Origin of the sequence: Aestuariibaculum suncheonense (assembly GCF_014596935.1) — a bacterium.
In the GTDB taxonomy this organism is placed as follows: Bacteria; Bacteroidota; Bacteroidia; order Flavobacteriales; family Flavobacteriaceae; genus Aestuariibaculum; species Aestuariibaculum suncheonense.
On the sequence record NZ_JACVXC010000001.1, the window covers coordinates 1,038,093 to 1,053,794 of the forward strand.

The following is a 15,702-nucleotide window of genomic DNA, read 5'->3' on the forward strand; positions in this document are numbered from 1 at the left end:
ATTATTCAAGCTTTTTTAATATTGTTGGGTTATAATTTTATAAGTTGAAGCTTAGAGAGAACGTAACATTTGAATTGGTTTGATCTATTGAAGCGGCATCAATTAAACCAACATTATAAAGTGGTGTTTCAAAAGAACGTTGCGATTGATCGAAAGTGACGTCGAATTTGGTATTTCCAAAGTCATAACCTAAACCAATCGAGAAGCCGTTTAAATCACCAACGGTGTTGCCATTGGCATAGGGGCTTTCCTCGTAGCGGTAACCACCTCTAAAACTCAATTGTTTTAATCTGTATTCACCGCCTATACGGTAGGTAGAAGCCGTTGTTAAAACGTCGCTCATAATCATATTTTGATCGGCAAAGAAACTGTCAGAGGTTGGTTTAAATTTTGTATTACTGTAATCTTTAATGGAATAGTCGAAACTTAATAACCCTTGTGTTCCAAAAATATAAGCTAAACTTCCGGTGAATTTGCCTGGCGTTTGTAATCGGTATTGCGGATAAATATTGATGATTGAGGGAATATAATCAACATCCGGATCTGCAAGATTGGTGTTGATATATTGCGTTGTTTCTTCTCTGATGGTATACCAAGTAGGAGAGTCGTAGGTTGCACCCACTCTAAACTCCTGAGTTAATTTTAAGATACCACCTAACTGAAATGAAAACCCGTTTCCAGTTGTAGACAAGGTGTTGTCAAAATCGATAAAGTTAATACTATTGCTGTCTCCGTTATTGTTGTCTTCTTTCAAACTTGTTATACGATCATAATCTATAAAATGTGAGTTTAGGTTAAGACCTAAGTATAATTTATCTTCATATTGTGTAGCAAAGTTGAAGGAGATTTTTCCGTTATATCCCGTGGAAATATAAGCATAGTCGTGAGTGAAATTTCCAGTACCTATGTTAGCAACATACTCTGTGTTGTCATCACTATCGGTTACCGGATCTAATATGTAGGCTTGATACCCCAAGAACGCTTGTTGGTGAGCAAACCCATATCTTTCACCAATATCTTGGTAAGCTTCTTCAATAAATCTGTCGTCCAAAGATATTTGATCTAATCTGATACCATCGGCATAATCGTAAAAGTAACTGACAATGGAATTACTAAATTGCCCATCATTATTGGTATTTGTGCCTAGAGCATTCCAGACATTTTCATGATTGTTTGTTTTTTCATAAGCGACACCTAATGAGAATTTACGCCATGGCGAACCATTTCGGGCTGCAAATACAAACGAAGCCCCGCCTTGATTCAGGTCGAACTTCGAATTATTCACTGTATTGAAACCATTAAAATACTGCGTTTCATTTTTTACATCGGCATTTGATAAGGAAAAGGATACATGACTTGCGTTGAACACCGCCGAACTGGCCGGGTTTAAGCTTACAGCACTCATGTCGCCACCAAGCGCTCCAAACGCACCACTTAGGGCTCTAAAGCGCGCTGTTCCTTGAATTTCACTTTGTGAATAACGTAATGCATCACTAATATCCTGAGCATTTAGTGCGCATGCCGACAGTATACCTATAAATAACAGGTTTAACTTTTTCATACTTTCTTTTTCTCTTTTTTAATGTATATTATTATCTTCTTCCTCCACTTGAAGATCTAGAACCGCCACCACTGGAACGACTGCTGCTACTGCCCGATGACGATCGCATGCTAGATCCTGAACTAGAGCTCGAACCTGAGCTATAACTTCTGGTTGGTGGTGTGTAAGTTGAGTTATTACTCCCTGATGATCTTCTTGAATAGTTACTGTTAGAAGGCGTATAAGATCTTGAGGCCGTTGTTGTTCTTCTTGCAGACGAAGCTCTTGATGTTGAGTTTGTAGATGGTATGTATGTTGAAGTAGAGCGTCGTTGCGTACTGCTTGTGGTTGCTCGTGTACCATTAGCATTGTAATTTCTTCTGCTCGCATCAACACCATTCGTGTTTATAGTACTTCTTCTTGTGGTGTATTTAGAAGTTCTGTCAGAAGTAGTATAGCTTCCTCTTCTGTTGATTGTTGAATTAGTTGCAGTTCGGTTTGTGTAACTGCCTCTGCGGTTAGCACTGTAAGCAATGTTTCTTCTGTCGTAAATACCATTGTTACCCCAGTAACCACCATAGTAGGTATTGTAACCATAATATCTACCATAAGGAACTCCATAATAGCCTGCATAACCATAGCGCCAAGGATTATACCCCCAACCACCATAGAAGCCACCATACCAGAAAGGGTCATAATACCCCCAGTTGTTCCAACCCCAGCCATAATTCCAGTTGTTCCAACCGTAATTCCAGCCCCAGTTATTCCAGTAAGGATCTCCCCAATAGCCATAACCTGTGTTAAAGTTTATGGTTACACTACTGTTTTCTTGTCCCCAGCCACCATAACCTTGGTAGTCGTTAGCTTGGGCATCATCTTCAGTATAGCCTGAGGTTTCATATTCATCAATATCTGTAAAAATTTCACTGCTAGAAACCATGTAATCGGCTTCTAAAGATTTATTTTTGAAGTAATTGGAATAGTAATCGTTTTTAGAATTGTCCTTAGGCACTTCAACAACAGCGTCTTCGTAGCGATCGTATTGTTCTGTACTTCCGTAAATCCCATCATTAGCGCCAACATATTGATAAGAACCACATGAAGACAAGCCAATTGCCAAGCCTAGTACAGCTAAAATTGGCATTTTCTTGATTAGGTAGTTGTTAAATTGCATATCATTAGATTTTTATTGTTGAACATAACAAAAATAGTTAGTTTTGCTGAACTATTTCTATATTTAACATAATCACAATATTTGTGCCAAAATATTAATATGAGTAAAAAACTTACCAGTAGATCAGAAGATTATTCAAAATGGTATAACGAACTTGTTGTAAAGGCTGACTTAGCGGAGAATTCAGCAGTTAGAGGTTGTATGGTTATCAAACCTTACGGATATGCCATTTGGGAAAAGATGCAGGCAGAATTAGACCGAATGTTTAAAGAAACAGGTCATCAAAATGCGTATTTTCCATTATTTGTTCCAAAAAGTTTATTTGAAGCAGAAGAAAAGAATGCTGAAGGATTTGCAAAGGAATGTGCGGTAGTAACACATTACAGATTGCAAAACGACCCGGATAGACCAGGGAAACTTCGAGTAGACCCGGAAGCTAAACTGGAAGAAGAATTAGTGGTGCGACCAACCTCTGAAGCTATCATCTGGAATACCTATAGAAACTGGATTCAATCGTACAGAGATTTACCTATATTGATTAACCAATGGGCAAATGTGGTGCGTTGGGAAATGCGCACGCGTTTATTTTTACGTACTGCCGAATTTTTATGGCAGGAAGGGCATACAGCACACGAAACAAAAGCCGAAGCCTTAACAGAAGCACAGACCATGAATAATGTCTATGCAACATTCGTGGAGAATTTTATGGCGATTCCGGTAATACAAGGAGTGAAAACCGAGAGCGAGCGTTTTGCCGGGGCAGAGGAGACTTATTGTATAGAGGCTTTAATGCAGGACGGAAAAGCGTTGCAGGCAGGAACTTCTCATTTCTTAGGGCAGAACTTTGCTAAAGCTTTTGATGTGAAGTATGCGAGTAAAGAAGGTAAACAGGATTATGTTTGGGCAACCTCTTGGGGGGTGTCTACACGTTTAATGGGTGCTTTAATTATGACGCACAGCGACGATAACGGTTTAGTGTTGCCTCCAAGCCTAGCACCAAATCAGGTGGTAATTGTTCCTATTTATAAAAGCGACGAAGATTTAGATAAAATTACCGAAGTAGCGAATACTATAATGAGTAATCTAAGAGCTAAAGGTATTTCGGTGAAGTTCGATAATAGAACTACACAGCGTCCGGGCGCTAAATTTGCACAGCACGAATTACAAGGTGTGCCGTTACGTATTGCTATTGGTCCTAAAGATTTAGAAAATGGAACGGTGGAGTTAGCGCGTCGTGATACTTTAACGAAGTCTGTAGTCGCTATAAATGACTTAACGACAACTGTAGATGATTTATTAAAAGAGATTCAGGAGGCCTTATTTAAGAAAGCTCTGGATTTTAGAAATAGTCACATTACAGAAGTCGAAACCTTCGAAGAATTTAAAGAGGTTTTAGAAAATAAAACAGGATTTATCTCTGCGCACTGGGATGGAACAAATGAAACTGAAGAAAAGATAAAAGAGCTTACAAAAGCTACGATTAGATGTATTCCGTTGGAAATGAAAGCGGAAGAAGGTGTATGCGTGTACTCGGGAAAACCGTCTAAAGGCCGCGTGTTATTTGCAAAAGCCTATTAATTGAAATTTTTTTAAAAAAATTTTAAAAAGGTATTGCAGCATTCAGAAAAAGGTGTAATTTTGCAACCGCAATCGAGAAAATTGCTAGTTATTTGAAAAGTATCACAAGTTTAAAGTAGTAAAATTGTTTACGCTTTCAAAGGTACCATGGCCCGTTCGTCTATCGGCTAGGACGCCAGGTTTTCATCCTGGTAAGAGGGGTTCGATTCCCCTACGGGCTACTATTTTTCTCGAAAAAAAAGTACATTAATTTATTGAAAGAAGTTGTGAGTGTAATAAATATGTTTTACATTTGCGCTCTCGAAAAACAATAATAATGGCCCGTTCGTCTATCGGCTAGGACGCCAGGTTTTCATCCTGGTAAGAGGGGTTCGATTCCCCTACGGGCTACAATATTTTAATAATATACAAAAGAAAATGGCAAATCATAAGTCAGCATTAAAAAGAATAAGAAGTAACGAAGCTAAACGTTTAGTTAATAAGTACCAGCACAAAACAACTCGTAATGCTATCAAAAGATTACGTGAGTTAACTGATAAGAATGAAGCTGAAGCTTTATTTCCATCTGTAGTATCTATGTTAGATAAATTAGCTAAGAAAAACATTATTCACGCTAATAAAGCTGCAAACCTTAAATCTGGTTTAGCAAAGCACGTAGCTGCACTTTAATAGCCTGAATCCATAATAAATATTTGAAAAAGCTTCTCTTTTAAGAGAGGCTTTTTTTTTACCTGAAACTTAAGGTTAACACAGGTTTTGAGGTAAAATAAATAGACAAAATGATTAGAAAAAATGCCGAAATTGTTTTCTAATCCTCTAAATTTGCAAAATAGAAGAAGTTAATTATTCATTATTATATAATATTACCCTTTTGGAAAATACAGCAGCAATAAAATTAATTGATAAGATTGTTAAGGATCTGGATCAAACAGGAATCAATACCGATGCGTTAATTGATGACATTAAAACATTAAGAGGTTATGCTTTAGAAGAGCAAATTCCTTTAGTTGTAAAAGTATTAAGACTAACTTACGAGCATATCGAGGAAAACGAAACGTTTTTAATCCCGATGCCGGAAGATGAAGAGGAAGAATATGAAGTGGAAGCTGCAGTGGAGAGCTCGCCTGTAGAGAGCTTAAAATACGTATTATCATTAATGAGAAACCTGGACAATAAAATCAACATTGCCGATTTAAAGACTTACAGAGATTCTTTAAATAACTTCTAATTTTTTTTTGAATCATCAAATTTAAAAAGAGACTTTCTAGCATAAAAGAAGGTCTCTTTTTTTGGAATAATACTTGATTACTTTGTTTATTGTACTACATGATATAAAAGAAAATAACTCAAAAGACGGGTGAATTATTTCTAAAATAACCGCAACCTTATAATTAATTTTAAAGTATTTTAGCTCGTCATTTAAAACATGGAAGAAATTTAATAACTCAAAAAAACAAATGAAAAAAACATTCTTTTTAGCCTTAGTTATGTTGTTAGGTTTTGCTTTAACGAGTAAAGCGCAGGATTTATCGGAAGACCAAACAGGGAAAATTTATTTTTTACGCTCAACAGGATTTGCAGGTTCGGCATCTGCTTTTAAAACTTTCATAGATGGAGAATTTGTATGTAAGTTAAATAATAAGAAATATTCTGTACATGAAGTTCCTGTTGGAAGTCATCAATGTTCGGTTCAATTTGGCGGTAAAAAATCAAAAGAGAAAGCAGAGAAATTTGAGGTTGTTGTTGAGCCAGGTAAAACGGTTTATGTACAACTTGTATTTGAAACGGGAGTACTTGTAAATAATGTATATTGTGAGGAGGTTACGGAAAATACCGCAACTCAAAAAATGAGTTATATGGAAGAAGATACTAAATGTTTATAGTATCTGAAGCTTTATTAGCTAGTAATTGATAGTGGATTTTTAGACGAGTTATAAGCATAAAAAAAGCCTTTCTGAAGAGAAAGGCTTTTTGTTTTATAGATACCAGAGGTTTTATCCGTTCATAGAGATTAAAAACTCTTCGTTATTTCTGGTTTGTTTCACACGATCATTAATGAACTCCATGGCTTCAACCGGGTTCATATCTGCAAGGTATTTGCGCATCACCCACATACGTTGAATGGTAGCTTCATCTAGTAGTAAATCATCGCGACGTGTACTTGAAGACGTGAGGTCGATTGCAGGGAAAATTCTACGGTTAGCAATTTTTCTATCTAACTGTAGTTCCATGTTACCGGTTCCTTTAAATTCTTCAAAGATTACTTCGTCCATTTTAGATCCTGTTTCAGTAAGTGCTGTAGCAATAATGGTTAATGAACCCCCATTTTCAATATTTCTCGCTGCACCAAAGAAACGTTTTGGTTTGTGTAACGCATTGGCATCAACACCACCACTTAGTATTTTACCAGAGGCTGGTTGTACTGTATTGTAAGCACGTGCTAAACGGGTGATTGAATCTAAAAGAATGACCACATCATGACCACATTCTACTAATCGTTTTGCTTTTTCAAGAACGATATCGGCAATTTTTACGTGTTCGTGCGCTTCTTTATCAAACGTAGAAGAAATAACCTCACCGCGTACATTACGTTGCATATCTGTTACCTCTTCAGGACGCTCGTCAATAAGTAAAATCATTAAGTATACCTCAGGGTGGTTAGCTGCAATCGCGTTAGCTACATCTTTAAGTAACATGGTTTTACCTGTTTTTGGTTGTGATACAATCATACCACGTTGTCCTTTACCAATAGGAGAGAACAGGTCCATAATTCGAGTAGAAATGGTACTTTGCTTTTCAGCAATATTGAATTTCTCTTTTGGGAATAATGGCGTTAAGTGTTCAAAAGCCACACGGTCTCTTACTACTTCTGGTTTCTGACCATTAATGCGGTTCACTTTAATTAACGGGAAATATTTTTCACCTTCTTTAGGAGGCCTTACATTACCTAAAACGGTATCACCTTTCTTTAATCCGAATAAACGAATTTGCGACTGTGATACATAAATATCATCAGGAGATGATAAATAGTTGTAGTCTGATGAGCGTAAAAATCCGTACCCATCCTGCATAATATCTAAAACACCTTCACTCTCAATAATAGCATCAAACTCAAAATCAGGCTCGCGGTAACGGTTTCTGTTGTCTTTGTTACCAGCGTCAACGGCATTCGGGTTGTTGTTGTGGTTCCCTTTTTGGTTTTTGTGCTGATTCTGTTTGTGCTGGTTGTCCTTTTTCTGGTTCTGCTGTTTGTGCTGATGATCTTTTTGGTGATCTTTTTGATGATCTTTCTGGCGATCTTGCTGAGGGTTGTTTGGCTTTTGTGCCTTTTCATGTTTTACCTCAGGCTTATTTTCAGCAGGCGCAGGAATTTCTGGTTTTGAAGTTTCAGCCGTAGGTTGCTCAACTTCAGTTTTAGTTTCGTTTTTTACAGGCGCCGGTTTTGGTCGCTGTACACGTTGTCTAGGTTTTTTGACTTCTTTTTTGACTTCTTTCTTAGGGGCTTCGTTGGTTTTTGGTTCGGCTGTTTCAGATGGTTCAGAAGATGCAACGACAGCTTTTACTGCCTTTGGGTCGGCAGCCTGATGGTCTAGTATCTGGTATACTAAATCCATTTTTTTTAATGAACGATACTTAGGAATGTTCAATTTTTTAGCAATCTCCTGTAAGTCAGAGAGCTTTTTTTCGTTTAATTGAGAAATTTCAAACATTGATGTTTAATATAATACGTTTAAGAATTTTAACTTTTGAGTTATTCTGAAAAAAAAATGATTTTAATCTGAAGAATTAACAACCTGTTAATGCGGTTGTTGAGAATTGTTAATGCAATTATACGACTTTATTTTAATTTTTTGTAGTAAAATTTTAAAAGAAACTGTTATTTTTGCCATCGAGTTTATAAAAATCACATGTTACAACGTATACAATCTATATATCTGTTAGCTGCAGCGGGCGTTTCTGCCGGGCTAATTTTTGTATTCCATTTATGGGTTACAAATGATGATGTAGTGGTGTATGCAAAAGACGATATTAAAGTTTTGGCTATGTTTGTAGCTTCGGCAGCTTTATCGTTGGTAACCATATTTAAGTATAAAAACAGGAAGTCTCAATTTATGTTGGGGCGACTTAACATCATATTAAACTTTATTTTACTAGGATTTTTTGTGTATCAATCTCTAAATGTATCTGGAGAAACTAACGTTTCTGAGAAAGGTATTGGGATGCTTCTTCCTATCATTTCTATCGTATTTCTGGCTTTAGCCAATAAGGCCATCAAAAAGGATGAAGATCTCGTAAAATCTGTAGATCGATTGCGATAAACCTAACATCTTAGTAGTATTAGTGCGTTAGCCCAGAATGAAGATTCTGGGCTTTTTTTATGTTTTATAAAGCGGAAATTTTTTGGTTATTGCTAAGAGTCATGAGTTATAAATGGTAATTTAAAAGGGAATGTTTATACTATATCCATACTATATCTATGCTTTTAACACGGGTGAACCCTATCTTTAATCTGGTTATTTTTTGTTTGTATTTTGGGAGTTACCCATATACTGTGCTCAGAGGTGGGTTTTACGTGTTACACGTTAGCTTGCTTCAATCACTAATGCAAATTTTTTAATAGCGTTTGTCGAATTCAATGACTTCCAGATTGTCAATTTTACCGCTATCTATGGTGAAGCGTAACATGGTTCGCATTTTATGAAATCCGTGTTTACCTACGGCACCCGGATTCATGTGTAACAGATTCAGTTTTTTATCGGGCATTACTTTTAAAATGTGTGAATGTCCGCAGATAAAGAGTTTTGGCGGGTTTGCCTTAATGGCTTCACGAACCCGCATGTTATAGGCATTGGGGTAGCCACCAATATGGGTGATCCACACATCGACACCTTCGCACATAAACCGGTTGTTTTCGGGAAACTCTGTACGAATTTCGGAATTATCGATGTTACCATACACGCCACGTAGTGGTTTTAAGGCTTTAATAGCGTCGGTAACCTGTAAATCGCCAATATCGCCGGCATGCCAGACCTCGTCAGCTTGCTTTACATATTTTAAAATATCGTCGTCTATATAACTGTGCGTATCTGAAAGTAACAGGATTTTGGTCATCTGCCGAATGCTAATTTGGGTGTAAAAGTAACAGTTTTAAATTGTTTAAAAGTATTAATGAACGTTAATAAGTTTGTTTTAAGTTGGAGGAAAATCGGAGTAAATTGCTAATTGTCTTTTAAGTTTCAGAAATATGTATAAAGAACTTCCGATTGAAATGAGATTAAAGTTTGAGCCAACAATAAACTCGAATGGAAAAACAATACAGGGGGTTTCTCCTGTTGATAAAACTACCTATTGGTTGTATGATTTTGGAGAAGATTGTGATTGTTTTTTTGAATGTTTTAATAATCCTTTTTCTGAATTATACCAAACAGATATTTTAAACATGCCAGCTAAATATGTTTTTAGAGGGCATAAATTTGCTGAATGGGATCTTCTGCCGTCAGCTTTCCGTAATCTTAACTTAGAAGGGAATGAAAATGAGTTAAATGTTTTAAAATCAGGTAACGGACATGTTTTACCGGAGTTGAAGGATTTTGTGAATTTTATTAAAGGGTTGAATGGTTTAGGTTATAAAATTGAAGAAGAAACTTTTAAATTGATAAATTCTCTAGAAGATGAAAATTTTATTTCTTCAAGATTAATTAATGATTTTCCTAAGGAATCACAATTAAAAGAATTGGCTTTGGCACAACACTACGGTGTTCCAACAAGGTTATTAGATTTCACATTTAACCCCAATGTAGCTATGTTCTTTGCGGGAGAGAGTGTAAAACACCCGAAAAAATTTGATGATTCAAAAATTGGAATTTGGGCGATTCCTGAGAGGTTGATAGACTTGTCTAGAGAAGATTTTTTTATTGATAGGATTTTTGTCCAAGGTTATCAAAATCAAAATATGATTGCTCAAAAAGGATTGTTTATCAATTATTTTTATGGTAGAGCAATTGATGACAGTTTGTTTGATGTTTCAGGTAAAATAACAAGTTTGGATAAATACTTGTATCAAAATAAAAGAAGAGCGGATAACCAATTATTAGTTGATAAAAAAATAGGAAAACCTTGTTTATTTACTTTGTCTCATAGAGCTGTTTGGCAATTATTTCAACGATTGGAAAATATGGATATAAATTGGTATACAATTCAACCTGATTTAGAAGGCATTAAAAAGGAGGTGGAAAGAAGGAGAGTTGTGAGAAAGTAAGTTAGTTGCTGTTTCATCGCGTTAGGGATAGTAGCGGCTAGCTTTGGCTTAAGCCAAACTAATAGCGTATAGCCCGACCCGAAGGGTAACGCCCCAATCCATCTTTTAATATAGAATTAAGACGGTGATTTTCGCAGGAATACCAAAACTGTCTATCTTTGCTATTTCAACAAAACGATTAAAGCAATTTGAGGTATTTTATAGAGCTATCGTACAATGGTAGTGCATATCATGGCTGGCAAAACCAGCCAACGGCAATTTCGGTTCAGGAAGTGATTGAGAAGGGATTAAGTACCTTGTTAAAAACCCCTACTGCCATTGTTGGTGCCGGACGTACCGATACCGGTGTGCATGCCAGCCAGATGTTTGCTCATTTTGATACAGATCAAGAGCTTGACGAAGCCCATTTAACCTATAAGCTGAATGCATTTTTACCCAAAGACGTGGCGATACACGAGATTTTTAAGGTAAAACCTGATGCCCATGCGCGTTTTGATGCCGTAAGTCGTGCCTATTTGTATCGCATTAGCTTAAAAAAGAATGTGTTTAATGTGGAATCCGCGTATTATGTGAAGCAGCCTTTAAATGTTGAGAACATGCAGAAAGCTTGTAGCATTTTATTCGACTATACAGACTTTCAGTGTTTTTCGAAAGTGAATACCGATGTAAAGACCTATAACTGTGAGATTATGAAAGCGGAGTGGTTTTTTAAAGATGACGAGCTGCATTTTGTAATTAAAGCCGACCGTTTTTTGCGAAACATGGTGCGTGCCATTGTTGGCACTATGGTCAATATTGGCCTGGGTAAAATGGCTGTAGACGATTTACATACCATCATACAATCGAAAAACAGGAGTGAGGCCGGGTATTCGGTTCCGGGTCACGCCTTGTATTTAACCGAAGTGGCTTATCCTAACGATATAAAACTGTAATGAGTAAAACAAAAGAAAATATATTCGATATTGTCCTGTTTAAACGCCTGTTTCAATACATAAAACCGTATAAGGTTGTTTTTATAGTCTTATTAATTTTAGTGGTTTTGCTGGCTGTGTTTAGTGCGGCAACCCCATACATTACCAAATATGCCATAGATAACAGTATTGAAGTGAAAGCGTCGGAAAGCTTTTTAAATTATATACTGGCCATGTTTGCGGTACTGATTCTGCAAACGGTATTTCAACTGGCGTTTATTTATTACGCCGCCTGGCTGGGACAGAATCTGGTGGAAGATGTGCGTGTGAAGCTATTCAATCACCTGCTGAAGTTTAAAATGAAGTATTACGATAACTCATCGGTTGGGGTGTTAATCACCAGAGCGGTAACCGATATGGAGCGTATTGCAGATATTTTTGGTCAGGGCCTGTTTATGATCTTCAGGGATTTACTGGCTATGGTTGTGGTGTTTGGTGTTATGATGTTCATCAATTGGCGTTTAAGTTTGATTGTGTTTATCATGTTGCCTGTGCTGCTTTACGCAACCCGTATTTTCCAGAAGTATATGAAAGTGGCTTTTGAAGAAGTTAGAAATGAGGTGTCGAATCTGAATTCATTTGTACAGGAGCGCTTGACCGGAATGAAGATTCTGCAATTATTTACGCGTGAAGAGGTTGAGTATGAAAAATTTACAGTGATTAACGAGCGCCATAAAAAGGGCTGGTTAAAAACCGTATGGTACAACTCGATATTTTTTCCGCTGGCCGATTTGGTCTCTTCGGTATGTATTGGTGCTGTAGCCTGGTACGGCGGGTTGAGTATAGTTTTAGAGAATAATGAAGTGTCACAGGGTGATTTGATTGCGTTCATTATGTTTATTCCTATGCTATTCAGACCACTGCGTCAGATTGCCGATAAGTTCAATACCCTGCAAATGGGTATGGTGGCCGCTAATCGTGTGTTTAAAGTGCTGGATACCACCTCGCAAATTGATGACCACGGAACCATTGTTGCTGAGCATTTTAAAGGCGATATTGCTTTTAAAGAAGTGGTGTTTAGTTATGTTGATCATGAAGAAGTGTTGAAAGGCATTTCGTTTGACGTGAAATCGGGGGAAACTATAGCTATTGTTGGGGCAACTGGTGCCGGTAAGTCAACCATTATCAACTTGTTAAACCGTTTTTATGAAATTAAGGATGGTGAGATAGCTATTGATGGCGTGAATATTAAAGACGTGACGTTGGCTTCATTACGTACGCAAATTGCTGTGGTATTGCAGGATGTCTTTTTATTTGCCGATACCATTTTAAATAATATTACACTGAATCATCCGGAGATTACTGAGGCGCAGGTTGAAGCGGCGGCTAAGGAAATTGGTGTACACGATTTTATTACCAGCTTACCTGGCGGTTATCACTATAATGTGAAAGAACGCGGGGTGATGTTATCGTCTGGGCAACGTCAGTTGATTTCGTTTTTAAGAGCGTATGTGACTAATCCGAGTATTTTGGTACTGGATGAAGCTACCTCTTCGGTAGATTCGTATTCAGAGCAACTGATTCAAAATGCGACCGAGAAAATCACTAAAGGCAGAACCTCGATTGTTATTGCTCACCGTTTGGCGACTATTAAAAAAGCCGATAAGATTTTAGTGATGGATTCCGGTGAAATTGTAGAACAAGGTACGCATGACGAATTGCTTCAACGAGTAAACGGGTATTATAAAAATCTGTACGAGGTACAGTTTTTAAAGGAAGAAGCGGTGTAAAGACTAAAATTTATCACGAATTATTAATGTGTTATTAAAAACAGAAATTATTCGCGCATAAGCATTAGAAAGTTTGGCTAAGCTAAATCTTTTTTAATGAGTGATTTTAAAGCTTCTGTCGTATCGAATACGATAAATTCCCCGTCCTTAAAGTACGATATTTGTCCGGTTTCTTCACTTACCACTAGTGCCAGTGCATCGGTTCTTTCGGTAACTCCAATGGCGGCACGATGGCGCAAGCCAAACCGTTTCGGAACCGTTTTTTCGTTGTTTAATGGCAGAATCACACGTGTAGCTTTAACGATATTATTGCTTATAATGATGGCGCCATCGTGTAGGGGGCTGTTCTTAAAAAAGATACTTTCAATAATGGGCTGGGTCACTTTAATATTCATTTCGTCACCGCTGGCACTTAAAAAATCAAGATTATTGTTACGTTCAAAAACAATTAATGCTCCGGTGCGAGACTGTCCCATTTTTGTACAGGCACTGATGATGGCATCGATATTGGTTTCGTCTTCGTTTTCGGTTTTCAAAAAGCTGAATTGTTTTAAAAATGTACGTCGGCGGTTGAAATTGGTTGAGCCCACCATGAGCAGGAACTTTCTGATTTCCGGTTGAAAAACCACAATTAAAGCTATAATTCCTACTTTCATAAACCCGCCAAATATTCCTGAAAGGAGTTCCATGTTCAGAAATTCCGTTAGGCGCCAAGCCAGATAGGTGATGATGATTCCAATAAAAATATTGATGGCTACGGTGCCTTTAATGAGTTTATATACGTAATAGAGTAGCAGGGCTACCAAAAAGACGTCTATAATGTCGACAATAGAAAATTTTAAAAGGTCATTAAAGATATCCAAGGCGTATGGGTTTTGGTAAATTTAGTAAAATAAGATTAATCTTGAATGAATTCTTCGAGGTCTATTTTTAAGTTTTCTCTGCTGATATTTTCTAAAGTTGATTTTATACTGATGTAATCTTGAAAGGATAATCGACTTGAAAATCGTAAAGAAATACTGCTTCCTGATGGAAATGAAGCTTTCATATCTTTAATCAACCGCTCTTTTGTTGTTTGCTTAATAAACGGCGATACATCAGGGGTGATTATGAAAATATCACCTGTGTCTGAGAAAAATATGAATTTGGTATTGACGGGTTGTTGTTCCAAAAGCACTTTAATGGGTTCGTTGTTGGTTACGGTAAACACAACATCTGTAAAGTCTATGAGTCCCAAGCTTTTTTTACTGGTGTTATTACAAGTAAAATAATTTCTCGAATTTTTATTCTTATGAGAGGCATTTTTCTTTTTCTTTTGTAAAAATTGCAGGTGCGGAACTACTTGCTTTAGTGTTAGTCGTTTATCTACATTAATTAACCAATTCGTAGTGCTTATTAAGCTTTTTCGGTTTAGTTCAACACTGTCTTTTTGCGAAATATCATAAAACAAATAGGCTGCTGAAACATCACTGATTTCAGATAATTTTGAATGATGTACTTCAGAAAGCGAAACGCTTTTTTGCTTTCCGCAGGACATAAATAAGAAGGTGCTAAACACAAAAACTAAAGGTCTCATGATATTAAAATCTGTTTAAATGTTCGTTTAGTTTAACACATTCAACGGCTTCCTTAACATCATGCACACGTAAAATGGCAGCACCTTTTTGTAAAGCTATGGTGTTTAATATGCTGGTACCGTTAAGCGCTTCCTGCGGATTCGTGTCTAAATATTTATATATCATCGATTTTCTTGAAACTCCAACCAGAAAGGGTTTGTCAGTCATTTTAAAAAGTTCCAGATGCTTAAGTAGCTCGTAATTTTGATCTAAGGTTTTAGAAAATCCGAAGCCCGGATCGACGATGATATCGACAATACCCAAGGCTCTGGCAGCTGCGATGCGTTCAGAAAAATAGAACAGGATATCTTTGGTTATATTCTCATATTGGGTAAACTGCTGCATGGTTTGTGGTGTACCACGCATATGCATCATGATGTAAGGAACGTGTAAATCGGCAACCGTTGGTAACATGTTGTCGTCTAATAAACCAGCTGAAATATCATTGATGATGGCAGCGCCCGATTCAATTGCTTGTTTGGCGACAGCGCTTCTAAAGGTGTCTACAGAAATTAAAGTGTCAGGAAACGTTTTCAGAATGACATCAATTATCGGAGTGATACGCTGTAGCTCTTCGGTTTCAGAGACAAAGGCCGCATTAGGTCGTGAACTATAAGCCCCCACATCAATAAAGGTGGCGCCTTCTGTCAGCATGGTTTCCACATGGCTTAAAATATCGGCTTCATTTTTATGAGTTCCGCCATCGTAGAAGGAATCGGGAGTGATGTTTAAAATCCCCATCACTTTTGGCGTTGATAAATCGATAAGTTGTCCTTTACAGTTTATGGTCATAATGGTTTCTAAATCTTAAAAATGTGATAGTCTTTGATACCA

General features: G+C 37.0%; 15 protein-coding genes and 2 tRNA genes. 10 read left to right on the forward strand and 7 right to left on the reverse strand.

Annotated features, from left to right (window positions below):
* Positions 1-37: 37 nt before the first annotated feature.
* Complete coding sequence (locus ICJ84_RS04670; RefSeq protein WP_188215181.1) at positions 38-1,561, reverse strand: OmpP1/FadL family transporter; 1,524 nt, start codon at positions 1,559-1,561, stop codon at positions 38-40.
* Between the two features lie 31 nt (positions 1,562-1,592).
* Complete coding sequence (locus ICJ84_RS04675; protein WP_188215182.1) at positions 1,593-2,714, reverse strand: hypothetical protein; 1,122 nt, start codon at positions 2,712-2,714, stop codon at positions 1,593-1,595.
* Between the two features lie 99 nt (positions 2,715-2,813).
* Here ICJ84_RS04675 and proS point away from each other — a divergent pair, with 99 nt between their 5' ends.
* The 6 genes from proS (at position 2,814) to ICJ84_RS04705 (ending at position 6,175) form a co-directional block, all read left to right on the forward strand.
* A complete protein-coding gene (gene proS / locus ICJ84_RS04680; RefSeq protein ID WP_188215183.1) occupies positions 2,814-4,292 on the forward strand; it encodes a proline--tRNA ligase in 1,479 nt (492 codons plus the stop codon).
* A 149-nt stretch (positions 4,293-4,441) separates the two neighbouring features.
* Positions 4,442-4,513: transfer RNA gene (locus tag ICJ84_RS04685), tRNA-Glu, on the forward strand.
* A gap of 97 nt (positions 4,514-4,610) precedes the next feature.
* Positions 4,611-4,682 (forward strand) — tRNA-Glu (locus tag ICJ84_RS04690).
* A 27-nt stretch (positions 4,683-4,709) separates the two neighbouring features.
* A complete protein-coding gene (gene rpsT / locus ICJ84_RS04695; RefSeq protein WP_188215184.1) occupies positions 4,710-4,961 on the forward strand; it encodes a 30S ribosomal protein S20 in 252 nt (83 codons plus the stop codon).
* A 202-nt stretch (positions 4,962-5,163) separates the two neighbouring features.
* The gene (locus ICJ84_RS04700; protein ID WP_188215185.1) at positions 5,164-5,520 is read left to right on the forward strand and encodes a hypothetical protein; all 357 of its coding nucleotides are present in this window, start codon (positions 5,164-5,166) and stop codon (positions 5,518-5,520) included.
* Between the two features lie 229 nt (positions 5,521-5,749).
* Positions 5,750-6,175 (forward strand): DUF2846 domain-containing protein, encoded by a 426-nt coding sequence (locus ICJ84_RS04705; RefSeq protein ID WP_188215186.1) that lies wholly within the window; start codon positions 5,750-5,752, stop codon positions 6,173-6,175.
* Positions 6,176-6,286: 111 nt separating this feature from the next.
* On the opposite strand, the gene rho is transcribed toward ICJ84_RS04705, so the two are convergent.
* Positions 6,287-8,002 (reverse strand): transcription termination factor Rho, encoded by a 1,716-nt coding sequence (rho, locus tag ICJ84_RS04710; protein WP_188215187.1) that lies wholly within the window; start codon positions 8,000-8,002, stop codon positions 6,287-6,289.
* A 198-nt stretch (positions 8,003-8,200) separates the two neighbouring features.
* On the opposite strand from rho, the gene ICJ84_RS04715 reads away from it, so the two are divergent.
* Complete coding sequence (locus ICJ84_RS04715; protein ID WP_188215188.1) at positions 8,201-8,611, forward strand: DUF4293 domain-containing protein; 411 nt, start codon at positions 8,201-8,203, stop codon at positions 8,609-8,611.
* 295 nt (positions 8,612-8,906) lie between these two features.
* On the opposite strand, the gene ICJ84_RS04720 is transcribed toward ICJ84_RS04715, so the two are convergent.
* Entirely contained in the window at positions 8,907-9,404 is a 498-nt protein-coding gene (locus ICJ84_RS04720; protein ID WP_188215189.1) for a metallophosphoesterase family protein, read from the reverse strand.
* Positions 9,405-9,537: 133 nt separating this feature from the next.
* Between ICJ84_RS04720 and ICJ84_RS04725 the strand changes: the two genes are divergently transcribed.
* The 3 genes from ICJ84_RS04725 to ICJ84_RS04735 all read left to right on the forward strand — a co-directional run bounded on the left by ICJ84_RS04725 (position 9,538) and on the right by ICJ84_RS04735 (position 13,252).
* Positions 9,538-10,551: an FRG domain-containing protein gene (locus ICJ84_RS04725; RefSeq protein ID WP_188215190.1), complete on the forward strand. Its 1,014-nt coding sequence runs from the start codon at positions 9,538-9,540 to the stop codon at positions 10,549-10,551.
* A gap of 188 nt (positions 10,552-10,739) precedes the next feature.
* Positions 10,740-11,483 carry a tRNA pseudouridine(38-40) synthase TruA gene (gene truA / locus ICJ84_RS04730; RefSeq protein WP_188215191.1) on the forward strand — a complete coding sequence of 248 codons (744 nt, stop codon included), beginning with the start codon at positions 10,740-10,742 and terminating at the stop codon, positions 11,481-11,483.
* Complete coding sequence (locus ICJ84_RS04735) at positions 11,483-13,252, forward strand: ABC transporter ATP-binding protein (protein WP_188215192.1); 1,770 nt, start codon at positions 11,483-11,485, stop codon at positions 13,250-13,252. The genes truA and ICJ84_RS04735 overlap by 1 nt, the downstream gene beginning before the upstream one ends.
* Positions 13,253-13,329: 77 nt before the next feature.
* Here the strand turns inward: ICJ84_RS04735 and ICJ84_RS04740 are convergent, their stop codons facing one another.
* Genes ICJ84_RS04740 through folP form a run of 3 tightly spaced genes read right to left on the reverse strand, consistent with a single transcriptional unit; the run spans position 13,330 to position 15,660 of the window.
* Positions 13,330-14,115 (reverse strand): diadenylate cyclase, encoded by a 786-nt coding sequence (locus ICJ84_RS04740; RefSeq protein WP_188215193.1) that lies wholly within the window; start codon positions 14,113-14,115, stop codon positions 13,330-13,332.
* Between the two features lie 35 nt (positions 14,116-14,150).
* Entirely contained in the window at positions 14,151-14,828 is a 678-nt protein-coding gene (locus ICJ84_RS04745) for a hypothetical protein (RefSeq protein ID WP_188215194.1), read from the reverse strand.
* A gap of 4 nt (positions 14,829-14,832) precedes the next feature.
* Positions 14,833-15,660 (reverse strand): dihydropteroate synthase, encoded by an 828-nt coding sequence (folP, locus tag ICJ84_RS04750; protein WP_188215195.1) that lies wholly within the window; start codon positions 15,658-15,660, stop codon positions 14,833-14,835.
* Positions 15,661-15,702: the final 42 nt, after the last annotated feature.

Coding starts and splice junctions, on each gene's coding strand:
- ICJ84_RS04670 (WP_188215181.1), bottom strand. CDS start 1,561: ATGAAAAAGTTAAACCTGTTATTTATAGGTATACTGTCGGCATGCGCA.
- ICJ84_RS04675 (WP_188215182.1), bottom strand. CDS start 2,714: ATGCAATTTAACAACTACCTAATCAAGAAAATGCCAATTTTAGCTGTA.
- proS (WP_188215183.1), top strand. CDS start 2,814: ATGAGTAAAAAACTTACCAGTAGATCAGAAGATTATTCAAAATGGTAT.
- rpsT (WP_188215184.1), top strand. CDS start 4,710: ATGGCAAATCATAAGTCAGCATTAAAAAGAATAAGAAGTAACGAAGCT.
- ICJ84_RS04705 (WP_188215186.1), top strand. CDS start 5,750: ATGAAAAAAACATTCTTTTTAGCCTTAGTTATGTTGTTAGGTTTTGCT.
- rho (WP_188215187.1), bottom strand. CDS start 8,002: ATGTTTGAAATTTCTCAATTAAACGAAAAAAAGCTCTCTGACTTACAG.
- ICJ84_RS04715 (WP_188215188.1), top strand. CDS start 8,201: ATGTTACAACGTATACAATCTATATATCTGTTAGCTGCAGCGGGCGTT.
- ICJ84_RS04720 (WP_188215189.1), bottom strand. CDS start 9,404: ATGACCAAAATCCTGTTACTTTCAGATACGCACAGTTATATAGACGAC.
- ICJ84_RS04725 (WP_188215190.1), top strand. CDS start 9,538: ATGTATAAAGAACTTCCGATTGAAATGAGATTAAAGTTTGAGCCAACA.
- ICJ84_RS04735 (WP_188215192.1), top strand. CDS start 11,483: ATGAGTAAAACAAAAGAAAATATATTCGATATTGTCCTGTTTAAACGC.
- ICJ84_RS04745 (WP_188215194.1), bottom strand. CDS start 14,828: ATGAGACCTTTAGTTTTTGTGTTTAGCACCTTCTTATTTATGTCCTGC.
- folP (WP_188215195.1), bottom strand. CDS start 15,660: ATGACCATAAACTGTAAAGGACAACTTATCGATTTATCAACGCCAAAA.